This window comes from Telluria sp. ZB4P34, from assembly GCF_059686055.1.
This window is the reverse complement of sequence record NZ_JCASIF010000012.1, coordinates 24,861-49,493: the sequence shown is the minus strand read 5'-3', so window position 1 is coordinate 49,493 and position 24,633 is coordinate 24,861. Positions and strand designations below refer to the sequence as shown.

Below are 24,633 nucleotides of genomic sequence, written 5' to 3'. Positions count from 1 at the left end.
CCGCGCCAGTCGTACCTCAAGCCATGCTTACTCGGCCTTCGGTGCGTCGCCGTTCTGGCCCGCGGCCTTTGCGTCCTTCGGTGGCGCCAGCTTCGTATTGAAGTCGCGCATCAGGTTGCCGGTCGCCGGGTTACGCTCGGTCTTGAACAGCTCCAGGCGCGACGGGGTCGGCTTGGCCGGCCACGAATTGTTGCTCACGTCGATATCGGCGGTTTCCCAGTACGGGTCCTGGGTCAGGCCCACGATCGGCTCGTCGGTCACGAACAGCTTGGTGATCTTCTTCGGCGAATAGCGCCATACTTCGGCCGGGATGCGCTCGATGTATTTCTTGCCGCTCTTGGTCGTGATCTCGACGATCAGCGGCATGACCAGGCCGCCCTTGTTCGAGAAGTCCACCAGGTACAGGTGCTTGCCTTCCTTGAGCAGGGCTTTTTCCCAGTCTTCCAGGCCCGCCATGGTCTCGTTGTAGCGGTTGCGGTCCTTGTTGGTGACGGTGAAGTCGTCGTTCTGGTTGTAGAAGTCCTTCAGTTCCGGGAAGCGGTCGACGCGGCGCTGCATGCCCTTGTTGCGCTGGTCGGTGACCGAGATCGGCTCTTCCTGCTTGCGCGCGCGTGCCCAGGCCTTCTCGATTTCCGGATCCTTGGTGCTGACCGTGTACTCGGTGATGCCGTCCACGCTGATGTCCACCGCGTCGGTGGTGTAGAACCAGCCGCGCCAGAACCAGTCGAGGTCCGTTCCCGAAGCGTCTTCCATGGTGCGGAAGAAGTCGGCGGGGGTCGGGCGCTTGAATTTCCAGCGTTCGGCGTATTCCTTGAAGGCGAAGTCGAACAGTTCGCGGCCCAGGATGGTCTCGCGCAGCACGTTCAGCGCGGCGGCCGGCTTGGCATAGGCGTTGTTACCGAACTGCAGCAGCGACTCCGAGTTGGTCATGATCGGTACCTGGTTCTGGGTGCGCATGTAGGGCACGATCGAACGCGGGTGGCCGCGCATCTCGTCCCATTCTTCTTCCCAGGCTTCCTGGGCCAGCGACTGCACGAAGGAGTTGATGCCTTCGTCCATCCAGGTCCACTGGCGCTCGTCCGAGTTGACGATCATCGGGAAGTAGTTGTGGCCCACTTCGTGGATGATCACGCCGATCAGGCCGTACTTGGTGCGCTTCGAGTAGGTCAGCTCGCCGGTCTTCTTGTCCTTGACCGGACGCGGACCGTTAAACGTGATCATCGGGTATTCCATGCCGCCTACCGGACCGTTCACCGAGATCGAGACCGGGTACGGGTAGTCGAACGAGTACTTGTTGTACTGCTCGATGGTGTGGATGATCGCGTGGGTCGAATAGCGCTCCCACAGCGGGTTGCCTTCCTTCGGGTAGTAGGACATGGCCATCACGTCGGTATTGCCCGACTTGATGCCCTGGGCGTCCCAGATGAACTTGCGGCTCGACGCAAAGGCGAAGTCGCGCACGTTCTTGGCCCTGAAGTGCCAGGTCTTGGTGGTGGTAGCGCGCTTCTTCTCGGCAGCTTCCGCTTCGGCCTGGGTCACGATGATGACCGGCTTCTTCGCGGATTTGGCCTGCTGCAGGCGCTCGCGCTGGGTGGCGGTGAGCACTTCGTTAGGATTCTGCAGTTCGCCGGTGGAGGCCACGATGTGGTCGGCCGGGACGGTGATCTGCACGTCGTAGTCGCCGAACTCCAGCGTGAACTCGCCGGCGCCCAGGAACTGCTTGTGCTGCCAGCCGTAGACGTCGTAGTAGGCGGCCATGCGCGGGAACCACAAGGCGATCTCGAACAGGTCGTTACCGTCTTCGAACTTCTCGTAGCCCGAACGGCCGCCGAGCACCTTCTGCTCGTTGATGTTGTAGTTCCAGTCGAGGCTGAACGACACGCTCGCGCCCGGCTTGAGCGGACGCGGCAGGTCGATGCGCATCATGGTGCCGTTGATGGTGTGCTTCAACTGCCCGCCGCCGCTGTCGCGCACGTTGCGGATGTTGAATCCGCCCTGGAAGCTATTGCCTTCCAGGACGGTACGCAGTGCGTCGAACTTCACGCCGTCGTTGCCGCGCGCCTGCCAGGCATCGCGCGAGGGCAGGGCGGCGGTCGTGCGCGCGGCCGAATCCGGCTTGTAGATGTTCTCGTCCAGCTGCAGCCACAGGTACTTCAGCGTGTCAGGGGAGTTGTTGTGATACGTGATGGTGCCGGAACCGGTCAGCGAACGCTTGTTCTCGTCGAGCGTGGCGCGCATCTTGTAGTCGGCGCGCTGCTGCCAGTAAGCATGCCCCGGTGCGCCCGACGCGGTGCGCACGGCGCCCGGCGTCGGCAGCAGCTCGTCGAGCTGGCGGAATTTGTCGTCGAAAGGAGGCGCAGCGAGAGCCGAGGCACTGAGGCACAGCGCGGCCAGTCCGATGGGCAGACGTATCATATTTCCCCTGAAATTTTAATTGGAATAGGAAAAAGTATTCTATCTTTACCTATTATCAATTGCTCAGAGGATTTGTAAAAAAGCTGATACATAGTACATATGCATGGACGGGCCGGGCCGACGCTCATGCAGCCACCCCGGTCCATCCGGACAGCTGCAGGTCGAGCGCGCGTTCCAGCAGCCAGACGGCGGCGATCAGCGCAATGGCGACCGAGCCGCCCAGCATCACCACGCGCCGGTAGAACAGGCCGTTGCGCAGCCACCAGGCAAGCGGCAGGAACACGGCGACGATCGCCAGCTGGCCCAGCTCGACACCCACGTTGAAGCCGACCAGGGACAGCAGCAGCGCATCCTGCGGCAGGCCGAGGTCGGCCAGCACGCTGGCGAAACCGAAGCCGTGCAGCAGCCCGAAGCCAAAGGCGAACAAGACCCGGCCGCGCTGGACCAGCGGGCGCAGGTTGTTGAGGGCCGCCACGATCACCGAGGCCGCGATCACCGATTCGACCAGGCGCGAAGGCAGCGACACCACCTCGAACGCGGCCAGCGACAGCGTCAGCGAATGGGCCACCGTGAAGGCGGTGACGACGCGCACCACGTCCGTCCCGGCGCTGCGGAAGCCTTCCCGGCCGACCCATTGCCGGTCGCGGTAGAGCAACACGGCCGGCAGCAGCAGGGACAGCAGGAACAGGATGTGGTCGAAGCCGATCCAGATGTGCCAGACCCCTTGCCACACGTAGTCGGCGAACTGGCGCCAGCGGTCGGGTTCCGCCAGGCGCAGCTGCTGGCGTGGGTTGTCCGGACCGAGGATGGCGGTGGACGTGGCGCCCGTACCGGCATTGCGCAGCGCGAGCAGGCCGCGGTGCTGCGGGTCGAGTTCGGCGAGCAGCGTATAACCGACCGCCAGCGTGTCGACCGGCGCGGCGCAGGCGCCGCGCAGCATCAATACCGTGTAGGCGCCGTCGGTATGGCTGTCGACCAGCTGCTGCGTCACGCGCAGCGGACAGTCCGCGCCGCCGCCTGCCAACTTCAGGTGGCTCAGCGCATACGCTTCGATGGCGCCGTGGCGGGCGCGCACCTCGTCCCAGGTGAGCTGGCCGTCGCCGTTGGCGTCGAGGCCGACCGCGAGCTCGAGGTCGCGCAGGGCGATGTCCCAGCGGCCCTCGATCTGCGCATTGTCGACGCTCAGGTTCAGGTAGCTGTCGCTGGCCTTGTGGGCAAAGGCCGCCGGGGTCCACAGCAGCGCCAGCGCCGCCAGCAGGGAAAGCAGGCGCCGCATCATGTCCTGGCTCCCGCATTGGCGCTATCGAGCGTCCGGTCTTCGAGTCTGGTCTGGCGCAGCCAGTCGCGCACCAGGCGCGCCGCTTCGGCGTCGCCGCTGGCGGCCGCGCTGCGTGCCAGGATGCGCAGGTCGGCCGGCTCCTTCTGCACCGCCCAGTTGAGTTTCGCGAGGCGCACCGCCTCGGCCGGGTTCCCGGCCAGGGCCAGGGCGAAGCGGGCTTCCTCGCGGCGGTGGACCGTGTCGCCGCGGCGCCGCGCCGCCTCGAAGCGGGCCTGCAGCGCGGCCGTCTGGCGCCTGGCCTCCGGCGCACCAAGGGCGGACAAGGCAAGCGCATGGCGCAGCAGCAGGGCATCGGCCTGGGTGCGCGTGCCGAGCAGGCGCAGCACCTCCTGCGGGCGTCCGCGCTCGAGCAGGAAGTCGGCGTAGGCGGCGAGCAGATAGGTGTCTTGCGGGTCGAGCCGCAGGGCCGTGCGGAAATGGGTTTCGGCAGCGGCATGCTCGCCCAGCCGCTCGGCCATCTCGGCGAGCAGGGTGGCGGACCAGGCGCGCAGTGGCGCTGGGCTGTCGGCGCGGGCGGCGAGGGTGCGCGCCAGCTGCCGGTAGCTGGCCTGGGCCTGGCCGCTCAGGCTGCCGCTTGATGCCAGGCAGGTCTGCAACACGAGCTCGGATGCGCGTCCGAACAGGCGCGCGCAGCTGGCGCGGGCGCCGGCATGGTCGCCCGTCACCAGCTGGATGGTGGCGCGGGTCAGCCAGGCCTGGGCATTGTCCGGATCGCGCCGCACCACCTCGTCGAGGTCGGCCAGGGCTTCGCCGAAGGCATGGCTGCTCTGCACCAGGGTGGCGCGCAGCACCAGCACCTGCGCCGGGGCCTGCTGGCGCGACTGCTTCCACCAGGGTGCGAGCGCGGCCTGGGCATAGCCGAGGTAGCGCGGGTCGCCTTCGCGGCGCGCCTGTTCGATATAGCGTTGGGCGAGCGCGGAGGCGCGCGCCAGGTCGGTCGGGTTGGCGGCCAGTTCGGTGCGCATGCGCTGCAGTTCGCGCTGCACCGGGTCGAGGCGTCCGGGCAGCCGTTCCAGCACCGTGCTGCCGCTAGCCGGGATATGGGGAGCTGCTGCGGCGCTGCAAGAAAGCAGCACCGCCAGCAGCAGGGGGTAAAACTTGGGCAATCTCACGACGATCCTTCCTCCATGGGACGACGGGAGCCGTACCGCGCGTCCCGTCGTACTGTCAGCCCGGCTCAGGTGGGCGGCAGCGGTTCCGGCTCGGTGTTTTCCGGCGTGGTCGCAGTGACCGCGTCGATGGCGACCGGCTCGTCGTTGTCGAGCAATGCAGCCACGCGCGACAAGACCAGGGAGAAGAATGAATCGGCGGCCGGCGGCGGAGGATTGGTGCCGGTCGGCGGCGGCGGGGTGGCCACGTGTTCGCGGTCATTGCTGCCGCCGCAGGCCCCGAGCAGCAGGGCCAGCGACACCAGCAGCGCGCCATTGCGCATGCGGTGCTTGGTGGAAGTCATGGCGTTCTCCTTACTGGTTGCCCGGCAGCGGGGTGTTCAGGTAGGGGAAGGCCGGCTTGAACGATGCCGCGTTCTTGCGCACGCCATCGGTCAGCGCCAGGCCGCCCGCGGGCGCGTCGGCCGGCTTGCAGCCCACGCCGAGCGCGTCCGTGGCGCCGGTCAGCACGCACAGGGCGCCCATCGATACCCGCAGCGCGATGTCGGTGACGTCATCGGCCGGGCGGCGGCCGTTCGGGAAGCCGGCGTTGTCGCCCGCCGCCACACCCATCGGGTTCTGCGTCGCCACCGGGGTCGGTGCGATGCTGGTGTTCAGGCGCAGCATCTCGGAAGCCACCACGTTCTTCGGCTGGTTCACGCCCGGAATGCCCTTGAGGAAGGCGGTCACCAGGTCGTTGCGCGGGAAGTTGGTCGGGGCCTTGGCCGAGGGGAACAGGGTCTCGATCAGCGCCGGCAGGGTCGGATTGGTGACGTAGGTGATGAACTGCGCATCATCCTTCGGCTTCGAGGTGTTGAAGCGGTCCTTGTCGTCCATGCCGATGATGACTTCGTTCACGAGCGGCATGCCCAGGCGCGATACCTGGGTCCAGGCGCCGCCTTCCTTGACGGCGTTGTTGATGCCGCTGGCAGGGTTCGGGTTGATCAGGCGACCCTGGCGCATGCTGGCGGTGGCGTAGGCGCCGATGACCGGTTCGCCGGCCGCCACCACGCAGGAGATCGGCACTTCGATCGCGATCGCGCTGATGTTCTTGTTCTCGAGATCGTTCTTGTTGCCGTTCTCAGGGCCAAGCGGGTTCAGGTTGATCAGGTCGAAGGTCTTGCCGACAGCGATGTAGAACGGCTCCTTGCGCTGGCCGACGAACACACGGGCATTGCCGCAGCCCGGAATGGCGACGTCGTGGATGTGCAGGTTGGCGTAGGTTTCGTAGCCGGTGGCGCCGCCGAAGGTCTTGTCGCCGATGTTGTCGACGGGCTTGTCGAACTCGGTGGCGCCGCCGGTGGCCGCGGCCAGGCGGGTGCGGGTACCGGCGCGGCGGTCGCCCTTGACCATGTCGATGGTGAAGGTTTCGCGCACGTTGAGGGAAGCCGGGTTGACGCCGCTGATGGTGTTCGAATTGATCAGGGGGATCAGCACCGGCTTGCCGCCCACGTTCAGCGCGGTCTTCTTGGAGGTGCTCTTGAAGCGGAACTGGAAGGAGATGTCTTCCTTGGCGTCGCCGTTGTTGTCAACGTGGATTTCGTACAGGGCGTTGTTGTCGAACTGGTAGAAGTTCGGGCCGCCCTGCGGGTCCTGGAAGGGCGTGAAGTTGGCGATCATGGTCACGAAGCCTTCACGTCCCGGTGCATAGCTGCGGAACATGTAGAAGTCGGTGCCGTCGACCTTCGGCGCGTTGGTCAGGAACGGTGCTTCGCGGTGGCTCGAGGCCGTGGCGGGCAGGGTCAATGCGGCCAGGGCCGCGCCCGATAGCAGGGCAGCGGCCCAACGGTGTTGCTTTCCAGATTGCATGACGATCTCCTCATTAGTGTGTGATCCCCTCCCGGGGGTGTCGAGCTTGCTTGGGACGGCGGGGCCGGCACGGCGTGGCTTCCAAGGTATATACGCGGGCCTGGCCTTATCGGATTCAAAATATTTTTCTTGCATTGTCTCAACGTAAATATGTTAAGTTCATGCTTGTCAGAATCGTCAGAACAATACTCATCCGGAAGCCGATGCCGTGGTCCAATCAGCAAATTCGATAAATACATTACAACTCAATTCTTGGTTACATGGCGCTGCGCAGAAAGATGTGCTCGCTTTCCGCCAGCTATACGAGGCCAGCTCGCCGCGGCTCTACGGCCTGGCACTGCGCATCCTGCGCCGGCGTGAGCTGGCAGAAGAGGTCTTGCAGGAAAGTTTTGTATCGATTTGGCACCACGCCAACGATTACCAGGCCGGTCTGTCGGCGCCGATGACCTGGATGACGACCATCGTCCGCAACAAGTCCTTCGATCTGCTGCGCCGCCAGCAGTCGGAAATCGAGATCGATGGCGAAGACTTCGATGACGGGATACTGGCGACGCTGCGCGATCCGGCCGCCAACCCGGCCGACGCCCTCGAATTGAGCAGTGAAGCGAAGGCGCTGGCGACCTGCATGTCGGCACTCGAGGAAAAGCACCGGCACGTGGTCGGCCTGGCCTTCTTCCACGACCTGTCGCACAGCGACGTGGCGCAAAAGCTTGCGCTGCCGATCGGAACGGTGAAAACCTGGATCCGGCGCAGCCTGGCGCGCCTGCAGGCCTGTCTTAGCGCCGGCGGGAGGGCATCATGAACCTGCGTGGCAATGACAGGCTGCGCGACCGGCTCGCGGCCGAATACGTGCTCGGCACCCTGCGCGGACGGGCGCGCCGCCGCTTCGAAGGCTACATGCATGGCGATGCCGCGCTGCGCCGCACCGTGGCCGAATGGCGCGACCGCATCGGCGCGATGGCCGAATTCGTGCCGCCGGCGACGCCGCGCAGGCACGTCTGGCGCGCGATCGAGGCGCGCCTCGGCCTGCAGGCCCCGGCCCCGGCCTGGCAGTTCTGGCGTCACGGCGCGCTCGGCGCCTGGCGCACCCTCGGCGTGGCCTCGAGCATGGTGGCGGCCCTGCTGCTGGTGACCGTGATGCAGGAGCGCAGCGAACCGTCCTTCAGTGATGTCGCCACCCTGACCGACGAACAGTCACAAACCGCGCTGCTGGTGCTGGCCGACCGCGAGCGGCAGCTCTTGACCGTGCGCCTGGTCGCCGCGCAGCCCGTCAGCGCGGAGCAGGCGCTGCAGCTGTGGGCGGTGCCGCGCGCGGGTAAGCCGCGCTCGCTGGGCGTGCTGGGCGCCGGACGCGAACTGTCGCTGCCGCTCACGGGGCAGGCGCTCGGCGCCGACGTGGCGCTGCTGGCGGTCAGCCTGGAGCCGAAGGGCGGTTCGCCCGATCCGAACGGGCCGACCGGTCCGATCCTGTACAAGGGCGGCTGGGTCAGCGTGATGTAGGAGGCGCTGGCTTCAGTCGAAGCCGCGCACCGGAAAGCCGGCGTCGCGTTGGATCCAGTTGCGCGGCGAGTAGGCGGCGCGGCCGTCGGTCGCGTGCAGCGTGAACGCATGGCGCGACACTGGCGACCGGTTCGGCGCGCTGTAGTGCGGCAGCAGGCCGTGGAAGCAGACCAGCGTGCCGGCCCTGGCTTCCAGCGGCACGGCAGTGCTGTTGTCGGGCCAGGGCGTGTCGTCCAGTTTTTCCATGCCGATGGTGCCGCCGGTGCGGAGAAAACGCTCGCGCAGCGGGCCGCGGTGCCCGCCCGGTTCGGCCCACAGGCAGCCGTTGTCCACGGTCGCGTCTTCGAGCGCGAACCAGAAGGTGGTCACGGTGATCGGGTCGCTGTCGAAGAAGGTGGCGTCCTGGTGCCAGCGCACCTCGCCGCCGATGCCGGGCTGCTTGAAGATGTACATCGACTGCCATACCTGCGCCTGCGCCAGGCCCAGGTCGCGCGCGACGGCGGCCAGCTTGGGATCGCGCGTGAAGGCATCGAAGACCGGGTCGAGGTCGTGCATGGCATGGCCGATCTTGTTGATCGACAGCGCCTTGGCCTGGCGCAGCCGGCCGTCGGGTCCGAAGGCCTCCTCCTCGAAGAAGCAGCGCACCGTGTTGTCCGAGCCGAGGAACCAGGCGTCGCTGGCGCGGGCCTGGTCCCTGGTCGTGAAGATGGCGCGCGATTCGTCCGGATCGAAGGCATCCACGATCTCCCCGGCACGCCGGCGCAGCGCCGCGATCTCATCAAGGCTCTTGAAACCGGGCAGGACAAGGAAGCCGTCGCGCCCGTACTGTTCGCGTTGTTCGTTGGTCAGCATGCTGGAGAAATGGACGATAAAGCGCCATTGTAGCGCTGCCCGTGCTCCCGGTTGCGGCCGCGCACCGGCCACCACTGCGCCACGCCCCAGGCGAACTCCGGCGCCAGGAACAGCCACAGCACCGGCGCGCCGGTCACGGCCAGGCACCAGGCCATCCACAGCGAGAACAGGAAGCGCGCGACGCCGTCGAAGCGCCCCAGGCGCCGGGTCGGTTCGAGGATGCGCAGGGTCGACCAGACCAGCACGACGCTGCCCATCAGGCAGGCGAACAGCAGGTGGAAGGGCGCAAAGCCGGGCAGCGGCGCGCCGCCCAGCGCCGTGTTCAGCGACGACACCTGGCCGTGGGCGAGGGCGAAGGTCCAGGGCGTGGCGAAAGCGGCGGTGACGAGCAGGTCGTAGACGGCGCTGGCGCGCACGATGCGGCGGTTGGCGGCGGGGGAAAGCGGCACGGGCATGGCGGGGCTCCTTGGTGGTGAAGCCCCTATCCTCAAGCCTGGAGTACACTCCAGGGTCAAGCGCTTTTCTGGGGAACCCCATGCAGATTGGAGAATTGGCGGCCGCCACCGGCCTGAGCCGCGACGCGCTGCGCTTCTACGAGGCGCGCGGGCTGCTAGCGGCGCGGCGGCGCGGCAACGGCTACCGCGACTATCCGCCGGAAGCGGTGGAGTGGCTGTGCTACCTGCGCACCGCCCAGTCGCTGGGCTTCACGCTGGCCGAGATCGAAGCGGGCATGCCGCTGCTGATGGACCCCGCTACCTCCGGGGACGAACTGCGCGCCGCGCTCGAACGCAAGCTGGCGGACATCGACGCGCGCATTGCCGGCCTGGCGGCGCTGCGGGCTGGCCTGACGCAGCGCCTGGCCGAGCCGCTCGACGCCTGCCCGCTGCGCAAGCCGGCGCCCCCCCTGGGAGAAGACCTCAGCGCACCCGCTTGAAGGCCACGTTGAAGGCGCCGCTGACCAGCCGCCCGCTGCCGTCGCCCATGCGCAGCTCGAGTTCGCGCGACAGCACGAACAGCGTGCGCGCCGATTCGGCGTACAGCGGTTCCCACTGGTTCTCGCGCAGCGCCACCATCAGCTTGCCGTCACGCTCCGCGATCTCGAAGCTGCCCAGGTCCTTGATCTCGTAGCGCCCGGCCAGCCTGGCGCGGGTGGCGGCGGGCAGCGCGATCGCCTTGCGCATCGTGGTCTGGTAGGTCGGCCAGCGGTACTCTGCGGCGACGGCGCGGATCAGGCCCTGCGCCAGCTCGGCCCCGGCGTCGCCGTTCGTCATCACGATCACGCCGTCGCCGCGCTGCACGTAGGCGACCAGGTTGTTCTGGTAGCCCGCGTTGCTGCCGCCGTGGGCGAATGTATGCTGCGGCGCCTTGCCGTCGATCTGCAGGCCGAGCGCGTAGTTGTTCATCACCGGTCGCAGCATGGTGCGCGTCATGGTCGGGGACAGTACGCCCTCGGCGCCGGCCGCACTGCGCTGGAGCGCGAGCGCGAACTTCGCCAGGTCGGTGGGCGTGGACCACATGCCGGCCGCCGCCAGCTCGGGATAGATGTGCGGACCGCCGGGCGTGGGAGCGCCGCTCGCGCCGTGGGGCAGGGCGGCGCGCGCCAGCAGGGCGGTGGGCAGCGGCTGGGCGAAGCTGCTGTCGCTCATGCCGAGCGGCTTGAGGACGGTCTCGTCCATCAGCGCGTCGAAGGGCCGGCCGGAGCGGTCGATCATGGCCTGCTGCACGATGCTGTAGCCGCCGCCCGAGTAGTTCCATGCGTCGCCCGGCAAGCCTTCGATGCGCACCGGGCCGGTATTGGCCGGCGCCGCGCCGTCCAGCACCTGCACCAGCGTCGGCACCTGCGCGCCCGCCGCGTAGCCCGGAAAGCCCGAGACCGTGGTGCCGGCCGTATGCGACAGCAGCTGGCGCAGGCTGACCGGGCGCCGGGTGGAACCCGGCGGCAGCTTCCAGCTGGTGAGCACGGTGTTGATGTCGGCGTCGAGCGCGAGCTGGCCTGCTTCGACCATCTTGAGGGCGCCCATGGCGGCCACCGGCTTGCTGATCGAGGCCGCCTGGAACAGGGTCTGGGGCGTGACGGGCGCGCCGTTCGCGTGGGTCACGCCATAGCCCTTGGCCCAGGCGATCTTGCCGCCGCGGATGACGGCGATGCTCACGCCCGGTACGCGCAGGCGTTCCATTTCGGCCGCCAAGCTGCGCGTCTCGACCTTCGTGCCCTGGATCGCCACGGATTGGCGCAAGCCCTTCTCGATGCGCGCGATCGCTTGCGCGTCCTGGGCATGGGCCGGCCAGCAGGCCAGTACCGCCGACCCTGCTACGCATGCGGCGCCCGCACGCAAAACCAACCGCCGATTCATGCCGCTTCCTGCTTTCATGCCGTCTCCCTGTTCGTGTTGTTGTGTTACCTCTTCGGTAAGCAGTATCGGGAAAGGCAAGGCTGAAAGCAAGTGCGGAATGGCGTCAGTCCTGGGCTTCCATGGTGAAGGTGAACGAGGTCGAGCCGGCGCTGGAGCTGACGTCGATCGCACCGTCATGGCCGCGCGCAATCTGGTCGACGATGTACAGGCCGAGCCCCAGCCCTTCGCTGCCGGCGCGCGAGGCGGCGCGCCAGTAGGGCTTGAAGAGCTGGGCGACGACGGCCGGGTTCAGGTCCGGGCCGCCGTTGGTCACGCGCAGCGTGAACCGGCCATCGCGCACATGGGCGACGACGAACACCGGATGGTGCTCGCTGCCGTGCACGAGGGCGTTCTTGAGCAGGTTGGACAGCAGCTGCGCCAGCCGCTCCGGGTCGCAGTGCAGGCACAAGCCGGGCTGGATCGCGGTGTCGATCACGCGTTCCGGATACAGGCTCGACAGCTCGTCGACGACGTCGAGCAGGCGCAGGTCGACGCCCTTCACGGACCGCAGGTCGAGGGCGATGCCGCTGCCCATGCGGCCGCGCGTGAAATCCACCACGTCCTCGACCAGCGCCGCCATGCGCCGGGTGCTGCGCTGGATGCGCTCGACCACCTGGCGGGTAGAGGAGTCCTGGTGTTTCAGCAGCAGGAGCTCGGTGGCGGAGAGCACGGAGCCGAGCGGGGTGCGCAGGTCGTGCCCGAGCACGGCGATGAACTGTTCGCGCAGCTCGGCGGTCTCGCGCTCGCCGAACAGCGCGGCGCGCGCTTCGCCCAGCGAGCGCTCGCTCTCCAGCTGCTTGGCGATCAGTTCGGTGAACAGCTGCAGGGTGGAGACGGTGACGCTATCGGTGAGGCGCGCCGGTTCCGGGTCCAGGCCGCACAGGGTGCCGAAATACTGGCCGTCGGGGCGGAACACGGGAATCGAGAAGTAGCTCTGGAAGCCGTAGATGCGCGGCGTATGGTGGTCGCGGTAGCGGGCGCTCTCGCGCACGTGGTCGATGATCACCGCGTCGCCCGTGTCGCGCACTTCCTCGCACAGGGTGGTCGTCACGTCGAGCCCGTCGCCCGGCTTGAGGCCGAATTCGAGCCTGTCGAGCACGGCGCAGGCGGTCCAGGAATCCTGGGTCACGTGGGCGATGCACACGAAGCGCAGGCCGGTCAAGGCAGCGACGGTTTCCAGGATCTTCGGCACCGCGCCGATCGCCTGGATTTCATCGACGCAGGTGAGTGTGGATTTGCCTGTTTTTCCTGCCATGGAGCGCTCTACGAAATATTTGCAAACGGGCCATGGTAGCACTTGTGACGCGAAGAAAACTAGTTGTTACAAATCCAGCGGCCCTCCTCGTAAACACATTCGTCGCCGAGATACACGGCGTCCGTGACCGCGAACACGTCGATGTGGTAGCGCGCGTCCTTGCGCTTGAATCCTGGTTTCGGGTACACGCCGTGTTTGGCGCCGAGCGACAGGTGGATGCCGCACATGCGCTCGTAGGTGCCGATGTCGTCCACGCGCCGCTCGCGCGTGAAGGCGCGGTTCAGGCCGAAGCCCAGTTCACGCACCCAGACTTCGCCCTCGTCCGCCGTGATGTTGTCCAGCACCTGCTGGAAGGCCGGCGTCGCATTCTCGGCGCCCACCACGCGCCCGCGCTCGACGATCAGGGTGACGGGCGCCTCCGGGTGGTTCGAGCGGTAGTTGGTGTCGCCGAACACGTGCACCTGGACCCGGCCATGCACGGCCTCCAGGTCGATCGCCTCGGTAAACACTTCGCCGATCGGGAATTGCCCGCCCACATTGTGCATCTCGCTGTAGTCGCCCACATTCAGCTTGGCCGGCTCGAGGGGCGATGCGAAATACAGGGTCTCGCCGCCGCCGACCACGCGCGCATGGGGCGCTGCGTCGATGCGGCGTTTCAGCGCGCGTCCGGTGCCGCGCAGGTAAGCGGGGTCGTAGGCCAGCGACTCGATGTAGTGCACCGACTGCGGCCCCGGCATGCGCGACAGGTGCACGTGCTCGACCACCTTCAGCCCGAGCTTGAACAGCTCGACCCGGATACGAAAGCCATCCAGGCGGAAGTTGGTCGACTGCACCAGCACCACGAGGTCCTTCGGGGCCATCGCGCGAAAGGCTGCCAGCACCGCTTCGGACGTGGCGCCGTCGAAGTCGATGAACTCGGCGTCGGGCAGCTTGCGGCGGTAGCCCTCGACAAGCGCGCGCGCCAGGGCGGTGCGCCCGTCATGCACGACCAGCGCCCGGTGCGCCGGGCCGTGTTCGACCGCCATTGCCAGGATGTCGCCCAGGTGCTTCGCGGCGGCGTCGACGGCATGCGCGGGGAGCGCGTCCGGCAGCGGGGCGTCCGGCAAGGGGGCGTCGGGCGTAAGGGGCGTATGCATGTTGAACGGAAATGAAGGGGAAATCGCGGCCATTATACGTACGTTCATCAAAAGTTCCCCGCTGCACCCCGTTTTGGGCTCATCTATTGATCCTTCAGGTGTCAGGGCGCGCTACCCCGTGTACGGCGCGCCGCGCAGCAGTGGCCGGCGCTATGATTTGAGCAACAACAACGGCCTCGACAGGCTAGATGTTGATCAATTAATTCGACGAAGCATAGGCGAAGAATGGCATACCGATGGGAAACACCTGCCAGTGTCTGGGAGGAGGACGAGCGTAGCGGGCAGTTCGAGCTGCTGGCCAGCGAAGGGCTGGGGCGGGTCGACTGGCAGGCCCACGCGCATGGCCGCCTGCCCGACGTGGCCCGCTTGCTCGGCGCTTCACTGCCAACGGCCTGCGGCTGCGCACCCATCTACCCCGAAGGTTTCGCCTTCTGCCCCAATTGCGGAAAACCGCTGCAGCGCCTGCCCGGCGCGCCCTCGCGCCAGTCCGGCTGGTGGGGTCCCGGCGCGGACGCCATGCTGCCGCGCCACGTGCCGCACGGGCTGCCGGTCACCTCGCTGCCGCTCGGCGACAGCCTCGAGGAACGCCCGGCCGCGCCGCATCCGGGCCGCTGCGACCTGACGATGCCGGCCCCGCCCAACGCGCACTGCGTGTTCGCCGCCTCGCACTATGGTTTTCCGGAACAGCGCCTGCTGGCGCTGGCGCATACCCGCGGCGTGCTGCAATACTGGGATCCGGTCGCCGGCCTGTGGCATGTGATGACGCCGGACGAAGGCGCGCCCGGCCTGGCCTTCACGACCTCGTGCCATGCCTGGCTGCCGGTGCTGGAACCGCGCCGCGGCGAGGTCGCCATCGTGCCCACCAACGGCGGCCTGCAGCGCCTGTGGATCAATCCCGTCAGCGAAACCTACCGCCTCGAACCGGTGCTGCAGGCGCCGCTGGTGGCCGCGCCCGGCGCCATGCGCCGCCACATCGCCTGCCTGGTGGCGCCGGATGGCATGGTGAGGCTGTGGAGCGCGCGCGTCGACGTCGACGCGGTCGAGGAATTCGCCTGCCCGGACGTGCCGGCCGCCGGCTGGTCGCGCCCGATCGGCTACGACGGCCGCCTGTTCTGGCTGCACGCGGAGGGCGAGCTCGCCTGGCGTCCGGGCGAGGCGCCCCGCTTCACGCCCTGGCCGCCGGGCTGGCAGCCGCGCCTCGACTTCGGCGGGCCGACCCAGAGCCGCGACGGCCGCCTGTGGCACATCGGCCATGACGGCCAGGGCTATTCCTTCCTCGAACTCGGCAGCGAGCGCCCCGAGGCAGCGGTGATCGACGGCGCACGCCTGGGCTTTGCCAACTTCCTGTTCCGGCGCGGCCACCCGGTGGTGGACGAACCCTGGTCGGAAGAGCACGTCGAAGACCTGAACCAGGACGACACCCTGGTGCTGCCGCTGCTGCGCGCCTTCAACAACAACCGCAGCCAGCCGAGCGGGCTGGTGCTGCGCCTGCACAAGTACAACGGCCGCGCCGAGGATGCACTGGAGGCCCGCACCATTCCCCGCACCACGGTGGAATGGATCGGCCGCCGCAACGTCATCCTCGACGAAGCCGTGCGCCTGGCCCGCCCGCTCGAGTGCGTACCCTTCGTGTACGACGGCTGCCTGTGGCTGCACCACCCTGACTGGAACGCGATGCGCGGCTGGCGCCTGGAAGAGCTGGCATGAGGGCGCTCCTGCAGCGCCTCGTTGCCGCGCTGGCCGTGCTGCCGCTGTTGTTTGCAGCCGCGGGGGCAGCGGCTACCCCGCACGTCTTCCTGGTGCAGAACTCGGGCTGGATGGAGCCCTTCTACAGCGACCCGAAGAGCCAGTTCAAACCCCTGGTCGGCGCGCTGGCCGGCGCCGTCGTACAGCCGGGCGACGCCCTGGTGCTGGCGGCCTTCAACCAGTCGCTGCCCGGGGCGCCGTCGCCGAAGGCGCTGCTGTCGCTGAAGGCCGACGGGAAGACCGTGCGCAGCCGCGTGGACGCGGCGCTGGCCGGCCTCGACACCGCCCGCAAGCCGAACAGCAGCGCGCTGGCCGACACCGACCTGGGCGAAGCGGTGGAAGCGGCCATCGGCACGGCGCTGGGCGGCAAGCCGGGCATCGTCTGGCTGGTGACCAACAACCGCAACAGCCCGAATAACGACCAGGCCACCGCCGCGCGCAACCGAGAGTTCTACGAGCTGATCCACCGCGGCCAGGCCATCGACAAGGTGGTGGCCTTCCCGCTGCGCATGCCGGTCCAGGGCAAGCACTACGGGGCCAACGGCCTGATGGTCTACGCCTTCGCCGTCGGCAGGGACGGCAGCCGCGCGCTCGACGCCCTGCTTGCTTCGGGGCGCATCGCCAGCGTGATCACCGAGCAGCCGGCGCGCCTGAAGCCGCTCGACCGCGACACCGTGCGCCTGGTCCCGGCGCAGGTCGAGCAGGCCGCGGGAGTGGCCTTCTCGCAAGCCCCGAATGGCGGTCTGCGCGCCGACATCGATCCGGATGCGCGCACGCCGCGCGCGCGCATTGCCTGGCGCCTCGAAAACACGATGTACCCGTACACCATCACCTCGGCCACGCTGGGCGCGCGTTCAATGCTGGCCGGCGAAGACCGCAAGATCGAGCTGGCCAGCAGCCGCGTGAGCGGCCTGGCGCCGGGCAAACCCTTGCCGCTCGGCTCGACCATGCAGCTGCCGGTCGCCCAGCTGCCGGACAGGTGGTCGATGGCGGCGCTCAAGTCGGCCGGCTCGGCTTATGTACTGCCGGGTCGGATCGAACTGCACCTGGCGAACCAGCGCCTGGAACTGTCGCAGGCTTTCCGCCAGCGCATGGCGGCGCTGTTCCCGGGCGATCCGCTGCCCGACATCTTCACGCCGCCAAGCACGGTGCAGGCGTCCCGGGCGGTGCTGCCGATCGAAGTGCGGGTGCATTACGGCATGGGGCCGCTGGCGGCGCTCGGCGGCCTGGCGGCAGCCCTGCTGGCCGCCGGCGCAGCCGCCGCCTGGGCCTACGGCCGGCCGCGCGTGGCCCAGGTGACGGTCGAGGACGAGCTGCGCACCATGCGCGGCCGCCCTGGCACGGTCCAGCCGATCTACGACAAGGCCGGCGCCCAGGTGGCGCAGCTGAAGACCACCCTGTTCGGCCACCAGCTGCTCGACCTGCGCGAAGGTGCGCAGGTGCGGCTCGGCCGCTGACGAGTCTCATTCATACACGTTGTCAACAATAAACAAAAAGAAAGGAATCCACCATGCAAGGCACCCAGTCACCCAGCGCGCCGTCGCCCGCCGATCCAGGCTTCAAGCTCCCTGAGGAATCGGCCTCCCCCCAGGACACGCTGCCCCGGACCCAGCCGGACACTGCCGGCCGCCCGGTCGAGGTGGTGCCGGGAACCGAGACTGCGCCGGTCGCGGCCACCGACACCTCGTCGCGCGACCTGGCGATCGGCGCGGCCGTGTTCGTCGTGCTGCTGGTGGTGTTCTTCTTCGTGCGCAACGCCTACGTGCATCACCTGGTGGTGCGGCGTGTGGCCCCCTCGTCGGCGGGCAGCGCCGGCTGGCTGCTGTTCGTCGGCCTCGGTTTCCTGTCGGCCGCCGCGGTGCTGGCCATCATCAACGCGAGCAAATTCCTGACCTTCGCCGTCACCGGCCCGCTGGTTGCAGTGGGACTGGTGGCCCTGGTCGCGGCCCTGTTCATCGGCCGCCGGTAACGCATCACTCAAGCCCGCGAAAGACTACTATGGCAGATTTCCCCAATCCCGCAGCCCTGAACGCGAAAGCCGAACTCAAAGTCGACCTGCGCCCAACGCTGTTCATCGGCGCCGGCGGCACCGGCATGGAAGTGATGATGCGCATCCGCCGCCGCATCCTGTCGGCGGTCTGGAACCGGCACAACCCGACCCGGGTCGAGTCGATCGCCGACTTCCCGGTGGCGCGCTTCCTGCACTTTGACCTCGACAACAATGCCGTCATCGACGAGGGCAAGTCGCAGCGCACCGATCCCTGGTTCGAACTGGTCAAGCTCACCGACGAGGAACGCCTGGTCGAGCCGCTCGACCTGCCGCAGTACCACGAGTCCGACGATAGCCTGGCGCGCTTTCCGCTGATCGAAAGCTGGATGCCGCTTCGTCCCAAGAAGCTGCGCTCGCTCGGCATCGATCCGTCGAAGGGGGCAGGGCAGATCCGCGCGCTGGCGCGCCTGTATCTCTTCGACAAGTACCCCAAGCTGCGCGGACGCATCAAGGGCGCGCTCAACTCCCTGGGCAGCAATGCCGGCATCGAGCGCAAGGAGAATTACCAGCGCCTCGGCCTGCAGGTCGATACCTCGAAGTTCCGCATCGTCGTCATCGCCTCCTGTGCGGGCGGCACCGGCGCCGGCAGCGTGCTCGACCTCGGCTGGCTGTCGAAGGCCATCGCACGCCAGGAAGTGTCGGACAGCCAGGTCGACCTGGTGCTCCTGATGCCCGGCGGCTTTGCCAAGGCCAACAAGGAGCGCACCGAGGCGAATGCCTACGCCACCCTGATGGAACTGGAAACGGCGATGCGCGACATGAACGCCCAGGTCCACTGGATGGACCCGGACAGCATCACGGGCCGCGGCGCGCCCTTTGACGACGTATATTTCGTCGATACCGCCAACCTCGCCAACAAGGCCACGCTGGACGTGAAGGACGTGTACCAGATGGTGGCGGACACCCTGTTCGAAGATTTCGCCTCGGCCGACTTCGCCAACCGCAAGCGCTCGGTGGCGGTCAACCAGCAGCAGCACAAGCTGGGGCCCTACAACCCGCGGGTGCCGGAGCAGCGCTTCGGCGACATGCGCCTGTCGTACTCGAAGGTGTATTCGGCCTTCGGCCAGTCGGTGCTCGACACCCAGCAGAGCCTGCGCGACGACATCCGCGCCTACGAGCTGGCCGGGCTGATGGTGAAGGCTTTCTTCGGCCTGGTGAGCACCGATGGCAAGGGCGGCACGACCGGCGCACGGCGCGCCGGCGACGCCGAACGCGACAGCTTCATGCGCGAGCAGATGGACATGGCCGAGCGCCCCTTCGACGTGTTCCCCGACTTCCGCAAGGGCACGGTGGACGTCACGCCCTTCCCGGAATACGCGCTCACCGGCACCCTCCTGCTGGACAAGGACGGGCGCCTGCTGCTCGAGCGCGTCGAGAGCAAGGTGCAGCTCGAAGTCGACCGCATCATGGCCTCCTACGACATCAAGCAGTGGCGCGAGAAAGTGGCCGAACTGCTGCCGCAACTGGAGCGCGACGCCATCCGCGAGGCCGGCGCCACCGCCGAGACCAGCGAAGACCGCATCAAGCGCCACACGAACGAGGTCACGGCGCGCCAGAAGACCCGCGTGCGCGACCGCCTGTACGCCCTGCTGGACGACCGCAAGCAGGGCGGCCTGGAATTCGTGCTCTCGCTGCTCGAGCAGGTCAAGGCGCGCCTGTCGCAGCGCGACATCGCCAATGCCGAACGCAACGGCCGCCGCTACCGCGACATCCGCGATGCGCTGCGCACCCGCCAGGTGGAGGAATCGCTGAACAACCTGTCGCAGGCGGCCGGACGCCTGTTTGGCAAGGAGCCGCAGGCGCGCGAGGTGATGAACCACCTCAAGCGCGACATCGCCGACTACCTGCGCTTCCACCTGCTCGCGGTGGCGGCGGGCCAGTCGATCGAAGTGATGCGCAACATGTCGGCCTGGCTGGGCGAGCCCCAGTCCACCGACGAACACGGCAATGCCCAGTGGACCGGCATCGCCGGCGAATTCCAGGAAGGCCGGCGCCAGGTCCAGGCGATGCTGATGGCGGCCGACCAGCGCATCAGCCAGCTGCGCGCGGACGCGCGCCAGGAGCACGCCACCTATATCAAGCTGGCCGGCGATACCTTGCCGCCCCCGGTGCGCCTCACCGGCGACGTGAATGCCTGGAGCGAAGAGGTGCTGCTGGAATTCGGCGGCTCGGCGCGCCTGTTCCCCCAGCTCGGCGACGAGCGCCTGCGCGCCGACCTGCTGCTGAAGCTGTTCCGCCGCGCCCAGCTGCAGCTGTCCAGCCAGGAGCTCGAGCAGCCGGAGCCGGTCGACCCGCTGCTGGAACGCCTGTCAAGCATGAGCCCGCAGGAACGCCAGCGCGTATTCGCCGAATGGATCCGCAGCGCCATGCCCTGGGTGAACGCGCGCTTCTCGGCCGAATTCACGCCGAATGCCGACCAGTTCAAGTGCTTCATCGGCGTGGGCGACGTGAGCGCCTGGCGCAAGATGGAAGGGGAGATGCGCGCCGCGGTGCCGACCGGTTACTTCCACGGCGAGCTGCTGTCGGTGGTGAACACAGGTATTCCGGGCAAGGCGGTGTGCTACATCGAGCTGTCCGGCTACCCGATGACGGTGCTGCGCGGCCTGCCCACCTGGCGCGCCTCGTACCAGATCGAGAACCCGAAGATCCCGACCCATCTGCACTTCGACGCGACGCGCTTCCGCCATCCGCTGTCGCCCTCGATGGACGAGCTGAACCGCCTGGCCGACGACTACGAATGGTTCCTGCAGGCGATCGCCCTCGGCGTCATCCGCCGCAAGCCCGACCTGGGCGACCGCGAAGCCAGCTTCCAGCCGCGCGGCCAGTACCTGTTCGAGGTCGAGCCGGGTTCCGGTGAGTGGCTCCAGATCGGCAACGAATACGCGATCCGTTCCAACGGCCTGCCGCCGTACTACCGGGACGGCCTGATCCAGGGCGTGCGCCACCGCCTGGCCAAGCTGGGACCGCACCAGCTGGTGCTGCTGGCGGCCCTGATGCGCCATTACCAGCTGCGCGTCTACGAGCCGCGCCTGGAGGTGGACGAGACCGGCGCCCAGCTGCCATCCCCCTCGCTGCCGAACATCACGGCGCGGCGCCTGTACGACGCCTGGATCCGCCGCGCCGCCGCGCTCGACCCGACGCTGTCGCCGAGCCAGATCGAGACGGCGCTTGCCAGCATCGGCCAGTGGACCGAGACGGTGCCGGATTCGGCCAGCGACGCCTACAGCTGGGAGGTGGAGCGGCCAGTGGACAAGCGCGTGATCCTGCCCCCCTACCTGCACAGCGACGCGCATGCGGCCGCCGTGCTGCAGGGGCGGGTGGCCGCGGCGGTGGAGCTGGCCAAGGCGCCGGGGCCGGCCGGTGACCCGATCGGCCAGCCGCGCTACAAGCTGTTCGTGCAGGGCGCCCAGCGCGGACCGTTCACGATCGACGAGATCGCAGGCCAGGCCGCGCGCGGCGAGATCGACGCCGCCACCCGCGCCTGGAACATGGCCTGGCATCCCAGGCAGGACAAGTGGAGCACCGTGGGCGCGCTGCCGGAACTGGCGGCGCTGCTGGGCGATGCGATTCCCGACCCGGACGATGCCGGCGGCGCGTCCGACGGCGTCCCGGATCCTGAATGAAGGACGGTATCGTGCAAGACGACGCGGTCTACCGCTGTATCGGCGCCCACTGCGGCCGCCTGCTGCCGAGGCGGGTGAATTTTTGTCCGTGGTGCGGCACGGCCCAGCAGGCCGCGCAGCCGGCTGCCGTGCCGCCCGTGCTGGCGAAGCCGGCGGTCGAGCCAGCGCCTACGCCGACGCCCGTCCCGACCCCAGCGCCGACCCCAGCGCCGACCTCAGCGCCGACCCCAGCGCCGACCCCGCCGCCGGCTCAGCCGTCCACAACGCAGGCATCCGCTGCCGCTGCTGCCGCTGCTGCCGCTGCTGCCGCTGCTGCCGCTGCGCAGGCCGCCGCCAGGGCGTCCCCGCCATCGTCCGCAGGGGCGGCGGGGCAGGCCGGCAGCGCCCCGCCGCCAGCCCAGCCACAGCGGGGCCCTGGCATCCCGCCGCCGCCAGGTGTCGGCCGCGTGGGAGCCGCCGGCCCGTCACCGGCCACGCCGCCGCGGCGCGCGCCGATCCGGCTGCGCTGGTGGATCGCCGCGCTGGTCGCCCTGTGGGTCCTCTGGATGGTCATGCGCCCCGAAGGGACGCGCATCGAGCGGCGCATGGACCGTGCGGTGGCGCTGGCCGTCGAATGCAAGGCGAAGCAGGCGCAGGACGAGCTGATCGCCCTGCGCGGCACCCGCGCCACGCCGGAGCAGCTGCGCCAGGTGCAGCAGTCGCTGAACAAGGCTGCCGCCGACTGCACGCGCGCCGAGCAGCGCGCCAGGGCCTGGAACGACGCCACCGGCGCCATCCGGAAGCTGCGGCGTGCGCGCTCCTACGACAAGGCGCTGGCCCGGCTGGCCGTCTTCACCAAGCGCTGGGGCGAAGACGACGCGACCCGCGCGCTCAGGCAGGACATCGAGGACGAGCGCCATCACCCCCTGGCCGACCCCACGCGCAACGAGTAAGGAGAGGGCGTGCCAACGGTCAGCCGCGTTTTGCGCCGCGGGTGTATGCTGGTGGGCAAGCAGACTTCGGGAGTCGGACATGAAAACGAGCATGTTGGGCACGCTGTTGCTGCTTGCCGCGCTGGCAGGCTGCAGCCGTGAGGAAGAAACCATGGGGCCGGCCCAGCGCGCCGGCAAGGCGCTGGACGACGCCGGCGCCAGAGTCTCGCGCCAGGTGGACCAGGAACTGGCCAAGGTCGACCGCGCTGCCGAGGAAGCGCGCGACAAGGTCGAGGATGCGACCCGGGATGCCAAGGGCGGCCTGAAGCGGGCCACCGAGGAAGTCGGCAAGAAAGTGGAAAACGCCGGCGAGAAGATCCAGGACGTGGTCGATTGACAGTCAACCGTGGCGCCCGTCAGGCGGCGCGCGCGTCCTGCTGGCTGCCCAGCACCACCGACAGCTTCACCTGCCCCGCGCGCCACGCACCCTCGAGGTCCCCCTCGATCTCTTCCATGGACACCTGGGCCGGATCGCCGAAGCCGACCAGGCCATAGGCGCGGTTGCGCCCATGGGCCTTGGCCAGGTACAGCGCCATGTCCACCAGGTTGACCGCGCGCTCCCACGGCAAAACCAGTCCGCCGCAGGACAGCGGGAAGGGCGCGAAGCCGATCGACACGTTCACGGTGAGCGTGTGCCCGCCATGCGCGATCGACACGGCCGAGACGCCGTTCAGGATGCGCTGCGCCACTTCGTCCAGGCCGGCCCGCGGAATCGACGGCAGGAAGGCCAGGAATTCCTCGCCGCCCCAGCGCACGATCATGTCGGTCTCGCGCAGGATCTCGTCCAGGCTGCCGGAGATCGCCGTCAGCACGGCGTCGCCGGCCGCGTGGCCGTAGCCGTCGTTGATGTGCTTGAAATGGTCGACGTCCAGCAGGAATAGCGCGCCGCACTGTTCCGACTCGGAGCGGATGTCCGGCTGCGGCGTCGCGCGCATGTATTCCAGGAAGTGGCGGCGGTTGTACAGGCCGGTCAGCGGATCGCGCACGCTCTGCTGCTTGAGTTCCTTGTTCTTCGCGTACAGCTGCGCGTTGGCATGGCGCACCTTGCGGTACAGCAGGCCGACGACGACCGCAGCCAGCGCGAATACCGCGGCCAGCAGCCACCAGACGCGCTGCTGCAGGCGGTTCACTTCATTCTCGCTGCGCAGCAGTTCGATCTGGCGCTGCTTCTTCTCGGTCTCGTACCTTGCCTGCAAGTCGAGCACCGCGCGCTGGCGGCGCTTCTCGAACAGCTCGTTCGAAATCTTGCGTTCACGGTGGTAGGCGCGCAGGGCGCCCGGCAGGTCGCCGACGCGCTCGAGCGCCTGGCCGTACTCGACCAGCACCGCCTGCAGCTCCGGCTGGTCGCCCAGGTTCTCGTAGGCCGCCATGCCGGCTTCGATGTGGCGCTTGCCCTCCGCCAGCCGGCCGAGCGCGAGGTAGGCCTGGCCCAGGTTCAGGCGCGCCGTCGCTTCCAGGCCGGCATCGTTCATGGCGCGCGCTGCCGTGATGGTCTGCTCGGCGTAGCGCGCCGCATTGCCGTAGTCGCGCAGCTTCAGGTAGCAGTCGGACAGGTTCACCAGCGTGTATGCAGCCATCGAGTCGGCGCCGATCGAGCGCTCGATGGCCAGGCTCTCGAGCAGGGCCTTCAGGCCGCGCGCGTACTGGCCGGTGTCGGCGGCCAGGCCGTATTCGGCATGCTTGAGGGTCGACATGCGGCCCGGCGAATTCGTCTTCTTCGCTGCCTCGACGGCTTCGGCGAGTGCCTCGAAGCCCTTGTCGTACTCGCGCATCTTCCCGTACAGACCGATCAGGGCATTGAGCGACATGACGATCTGGGTCGGGTCGCCGTGCTTGCGGGCCAGCGCCGCCGCCGCCTGCAGGCGTTCGAGCGCCTTCGGGAAGTTGCCTTCCTCGGCAAACGACTCGCCGGATGTGATCGTCGTGCGCACCTTCAGCTCGTTGTCGTTCGTGGTAGCCGCCAGGCGTTCCGCTTCCCGGGCCAGGCGGTGCGATTCAGCCAGTTCCGAACGCCGGTAGGCCATGTAGGTCTTGCGCAGCAAGCCCTTGGCCAACGCAACATTGTTGTTGTGCTGGCGGCCGAGCCTGACCAGCTCATCGGCAACGGCCTCGCCCTCCCTGGTCCTGCCGATGCCGTCATAGCCGTTCGACAGCTGGTTGAGGAATTCGATACGCAGCTCGAGGGGGGCGGCACGGCCTTCCTGCTCGATCGCGAGCAGCATCGGCAAGGCTTTCTCGGGCACGTACTTGTTGATTTCGCGGATGTCCGCTAGCCGCTGCGCCAGTGGCGCAGGCCCATCCGCCGCCGCTCCCGTCACCGCAATGCAAAGCGCCGCGGCGAGCGCGATGCGTCGAAAGAGCGCCGGTGGATGGGGGACGAAAGGCATCGAAGTTCG

Annotated in this window: 20 protein-coding genes; 9 read left to right on the top strand and 11 right to left on the bottom strand. The window is 68.3% G+C overall.

Annotation, left to right across the window (positions count from 1 at the left end; genetic code table 11):
• Positions 1-27: 27 nt before the first annotated feature.
• The 5 genes from AC56KL_RS17750 to AC56KL_RS17730 all read right to left on the bottom strand — a co-directional run bounded on the left by AC56KL_RS17750 (position 28) and on the right by AC56KL_RS17730 (position 6,711).
• Complete coding sequence (locus AC56KL_RS17750) at positions 28-2,415, bottom strand: M1 family metallopeptidase (protein WP_497181495.1); 2,388 nt, start codon at positions 2,413-2,415, stop codon at positions 28-30.
• A 124-nt stretch (positions 2,416-2,539) separates the two neighbouring features.
• Positions 2,540-3,694: a HupE/UreJ family protein gene (locus AC56KL_RS17745; RefSeq protein WP_497181494.1), complete on the bottom strand. Its 1,155-nt coding sequence runs from the start codon at positions 3,692-3,694 to the stop codon at positions 2,540-2,542.
• Positions 3,691-4,866 (bottom strand): tetratricopeptide repeat protein, encoded by a 1,176-nt coding sequence (locus AC56KL_RS17740; protein WP_497181493.1) that lies wholly within the window; start codon positions 4,864-4,866, stop codon positions 3,691-3,693. Before AC56KL_RS17740 ends, AC56KL_RS17745 begins: the two co-directional genes overlap by 4 nt.
• Before the next feature lie 65 nt (positions 4,867-4,931).
• On the bottom strand, positions 4,932-5,207 hold the full coding sequence (locus AC56KL_RS17735; RefSeq protein WP_497181492.1) for a hypothetical protein: 276 nt from the start codon (positions 5,205-5,207) through the stop codon (positions 4,932-4,934).
• A 10-nt stretch (positions 5,208-5,217) separates the two neighbouring features.
• Positions 5,218-6,711, bottom strand: coding sequence for a DUF4331 domain-containing protein (locus tag AC56KL_RS17730; RefSeq protein ID WP_497181491.1), 1,494 nt, complete (start codon positions 6,709-6,711; stop codon positions 5,218-5,220).
• A 208-nt stretch (positions 6,712-6,919) separates the two neighbouring features.
• Here AC56KL_RS17730 and AC56KL_RS17725 point away from each other — a divergent pair, with 208 nt between their 5' ends.
• On the top strand, positions 6,920-7,513 hold the full coding sequence (locus tag AC56KL_RS17725; protein ID WP_497181490.1) for an RNA polymerase sigma factor: 594 nt from the start codon (positions 6,920-6,922) through the stop codon (positions 7,511-7,513).
• Positions 7,510-8,211: an anti-sigma factor gene (locus AC56KL_RS17720; protein ID WP_497181489.1), complete on the top strand. Its 702-nt coding sequence runs from the start codon at positions 7,510-7,512 to the stop codon at positions 8,209-8,211. The genes AC56KL_RS17725 and AC56KL_RS17720 overlap by 4 nt, the downstream gene beginning before the upstream one ends.
• A gap of 12 nt (positions 8,212-8,223) precedes the next feature.
• Here the strand turns inward: AC56KL_RS17720 and AC56KL_RS17715 are convergent, their stop codons facing one another.
• Both AC56KL_RS17715 and AC56KL_RS17710 read right to left on the bottom strand, forming a co-directional pair.
• Entirely contained in the window at positions 8,224-9,063 is an 840-nt protein-coding gene (locus tag AC56KL_RS17715; protein ID WP_497181488.1) for a phytanoyl-CoA dioxygenase family protein, read from the bottom strand.
• Positions 9,057-9,518 carry a hypothetical protein gene (locus AC56KL_RS17710; protein WP_497181487.1) on the bottom strand — a complete coding sequence of 154 codons (462 nt, stop codon included), beginning with the start codon at positions 9,516-9,518 and terminating at the stop codon, positions 9,057-9,059. The genes AC56KL_RS17715 and AC56KL_RS17710 overlap by 7 nt, the downstream gene beginning before the upstream one ends.
• Before the next feature lie 80 nt (positions 9,519-9,598).
• On the opposite strand from AC56KL_RS17710, the gene AC56KL_RS17705 reads away from it, so the two are divergent.
• Positions 9,599-9,997: a MerR family transcriptional regulator gene (locus AC56KL_RS17705; protein ID WP_497181486.1), complete on the top strand. Its 399-nt coding sequence runs from the start codon at positions 9,599-9,601 to the stop codon at positions 9,995-9,997.
• Here the strand turns inward: AC56KL_RS17705 and AC56KL_RS17700 are convergent.
• The 3 genes from AC56KL_RS17700 to AC56KL_RS17690 all read right to left on the bottom strand — a co-directional run bounded on the left by AC56KL_RS17700 (position 9,981) and on the right by AC56KL_RS17690 (position 13,847).
• Entirely contained in the window at positions 9,981-11,417 is a 1,437-nt protein-coding gene (locus tag AC56KL_RS17700) for a serine hydrolase domain-containing protein (RefSeq protein ID WP_497181485.1), read from the bottom strand. The two genes, AC56KL_RS17705 and AC56KL_RS17700, sit on opposite strands and share 17 nt — an antisense overlap.
• Positions 11,418-11,520: 103 nt before the next feature.
• Complete coding sequence (locus AC56KL_RS17695; protein WP_497181484.1) at positions 11,521-12,711, bottom strand: GAF domain-containing sensor histidine kinase; 1,191 nt, start codon at positions 12,709-12,711, stop codon at positions 11,521-11,523.
• Positions 12,712-12,770: 59 nt separating this feature from the next.
• The gene (locus AC56KL_RS17690) at positions 12,771-13,847 is read right to left on the bottom strand and encodes a M29 family metallopeptidase (protein WP_497181483.1); all 1,077 of its coding nucleotides are present in this window, start codon (positions 13,845-13,847) and stop codon (positions 12,771-12,773) included.
• Between the two features lie 225 nt (positions 13,848-14,072).
• Between AC56KL_RS17690 and AC56KL_RS17685 the strand changes: the two genes are divergently transcribed.
• The 6 genes from AC56KL_RS17685 (at position 14,073) to AC56KL_RS17660 (ending at position 22,574) form a co-directional block, all read left to right on the top strand.
• Positions 14,073-15,554 (top strand): hypothetical protein, encoded by a 1,482-nt coding sequence (locus tag AC56KL_RS17685; RefSeq protein ID WP_497181482.1) that lies wholly within the window; start codon positions 14,073-14,075, stop codon positions 15,552-15,554.
• On the top strand, positions 15,551-17,050 hold the full coding sequence (locus tag AC56KL_RS17680) for a hypothetical protein (protein ID WP_497181481.1): 1,500 nt from the start codon (positions 15,551-15,553) through the stop codon (positions 17,048-17,050). Before AC56KL_RS17685 ends, AC56KL_RS17680 begins: the two co-directional genes overlap by 4 nt.
• 53 nt (positions 17,051-17,103) lie before the next feature.
• Positions 17,104-17,562 (top strand): hypothetical protein, encoded by a 459-nt coding sequence (locus tag AC56KL_RS17675; protein WP_497181480.1) that lies wholly within the window; start codon positions 17,104-17,106, stop codon positions 17,560-17,562.
• Between the two features lie 29 nt (positions 17,563-17,591).
• A complete protein-coding gene (locus AC56KL_RS17670) occupies positions 17,592-21,266 on the top strand; it encodes a tubulin-like doman-containing protein (RefSeq protein WP_497181479.1) in 3,675 nt (1,224 codons plus the stop codon).
• Positions 21,263-22,198, top strand: coding sequence for a hypothetical protein (locus tag AC56KL_RS17665; protein WP_497181478.1), 936 nt, complete (start codon positions 21,263-21,265; stop codon positions 22,196-22,198). The genes AC56KL_RS17670 and AC56KL_RS17665 overlap by 4 nt, the downstream gene beginning before the upstream one ends.
• A gap of 79 nt (positions 22,199-22,277) precedes the next feature.
• Positions 22,278-22,574 (top strand): hypothetical protein, encoded by a 297-nt coding sequence (locus tag AC56KL_RS17660; RefSeq protein ID WP_497181477.1) that lies wholly within the window; start codon positions 22,278-22,280, stop codon positions 22,572-22,574.
• 19 nt (positions 22,575-22,593) lie between these two features.
• Here AC56KL_RS17660 and AC56KL_RS17655 read toward each other — a convergent pair whose 3' ends face one another.
• Positions 22,594-24,624, bottom strand: coding sequence for a GGDEF domain-containing protein (locus AC56KL_RS17655; RefSeq protein WP_497181476.1), 2,031 nt, complete (start codon positions 24,622-24,624; stop codon positions 22,594-22,596).
• Between the last annotated feature and the right edge of the window lie 9 nt (positions 24,625-24,633).

Excerpts from the sequence above, each read along its gene's own strand:
- AC56KL_RS17750 (WP_497181495.1), bottom strand. The coding sequence starts at position 2,415 with ATGATACGTCTGCCCATCGGACTGGCCGCGCTGTGCCTCAGTGCCTCG.
- AC56KL_RS17745 (WP_497181494.1), bottom strand. The coding sequence starts at position 3,694 with ATGATGCGGCGCCTGCTTTCCCTGCTGGCGGCGCTGGCGCTGCTGTGG.
- AC56KL_RS17735 (WP_497181492.1), bottom strand. The coding sequence starts at position 5,207 with ATGACTTCCACCAAGCACCGCATGCGCAATGGCGCGCTGCTGGTGTCG.
- AC56KL_RS17730 (WP_497181491.1), bottom strand. The coding sequence starts at position 6,711 with ATGCAATCTGGAAAGCAACACCGTTGGGCCGCTGCCCTGCTATCGGGC.
- AC56KL_RS17720 (WP_497181489.1), top strand. The coding sequence starts at position 7,510 with ATGAACCTGCGTGGCAATGACAGGCTGCGCGACCGGCTCGCGGCCGAA.
- AC56KL_RS17715 (WP_497181488.1), bottom strand. The coding sequence starts at position 9,063 with ATGCTGACCAACGAACAACGCGAACAGTACGGGCGCGACGGCTTCCTT.
- AC56KL_RS17710 (WP_497181487.1), bottom strand. The coding sequence starts at position 9,518 with ATGCCCGTGCCGCTTTCCCCCGCCGCCAACCGCCGCATCGTGCGCGCC.
- AC56KL_RS17705 (WP_497181486.1), top strand. The coding sequence starts at position 9,599 with ATGCAGATTGGAGAATTGGCGGCCGCCACCGGCCTGAGCCGCGACGCG.
- AC56KL_RS17700 (WP_497181485.1), bottom strand. The coding sequence starts at position 11,417 with ATGAATCGGCGGTTGGTTTTGCGTGCGGGCGCCGCATGCGTAGCAGGG.
- AC56KL_RS17695 (WP_497181484.1), bottom strand. The coding sequence starts at position 12,711 with ATGGCAGGAAAAACAGGCAAATCCACACTCACCTGCGTCGATGAAATC.
- AC56KL_RS17690 (WP_497181483.1), bottom strand. The coding sequence starts at position 13,847 with ATGCATACGCCCCTTACGCCCGACGCCCCCTTGCCGGACGCCCCGCTG.
- AC56KL_RS17685 (WP_497181482.1), top strand. The coding sequence starts at position 14,073 with ATGGCATACCGATGGGAAACACCTGCCAGTGTCTGGGAGGAGGACGAG.
- AC56KL_RS17680 (WP_497181481.1), top strand. The coding sequence starts at position 15,551 with ATGAGGGCGCTCCTGCAGCGCCTCGTTGCCGCGCTGGCCGTGCTGCCG.
- AC56KL_RS17675 (WP_497181480.1), top strand. The coding sequence starts at position 17,104 with ATGCAAGGCACCCAGTCACCCAGCGCGCCGTCGCCCGCCGATCCAGGC.
- AC56KL_RS17670 (WP_497181479.1), top strand. The coding sequence starts at position 17,592 with ATGGCAGATTTCCCCAATCCCGCAGCCCTGAACGCGAAAGCCGAACTC.
- AC56KL_RS17665 (WP_497181478.1), top strand. The coding sequence starts at position 21,263 with ATGAAGGACGGTATCGTGCAAGACGACGCGGTCTACCGCTGTATCGGC.
- AC56KL_RS17660 (WP_497181477.1), top strand. The coding sequence starts at position 22,278 with ATGAAAACGAGCATGTTGGGCACGCTGTTGCTGCTTGCCGCGCTGGCA.
- AC56KL_RS17655 (WP_497181476.1), bottom strand. The coding sequence starts at position 24,624 with ATGCCTTTCGTCCCCCATCCACCGGCGCTCTTTCGACGCATCGCGCTC.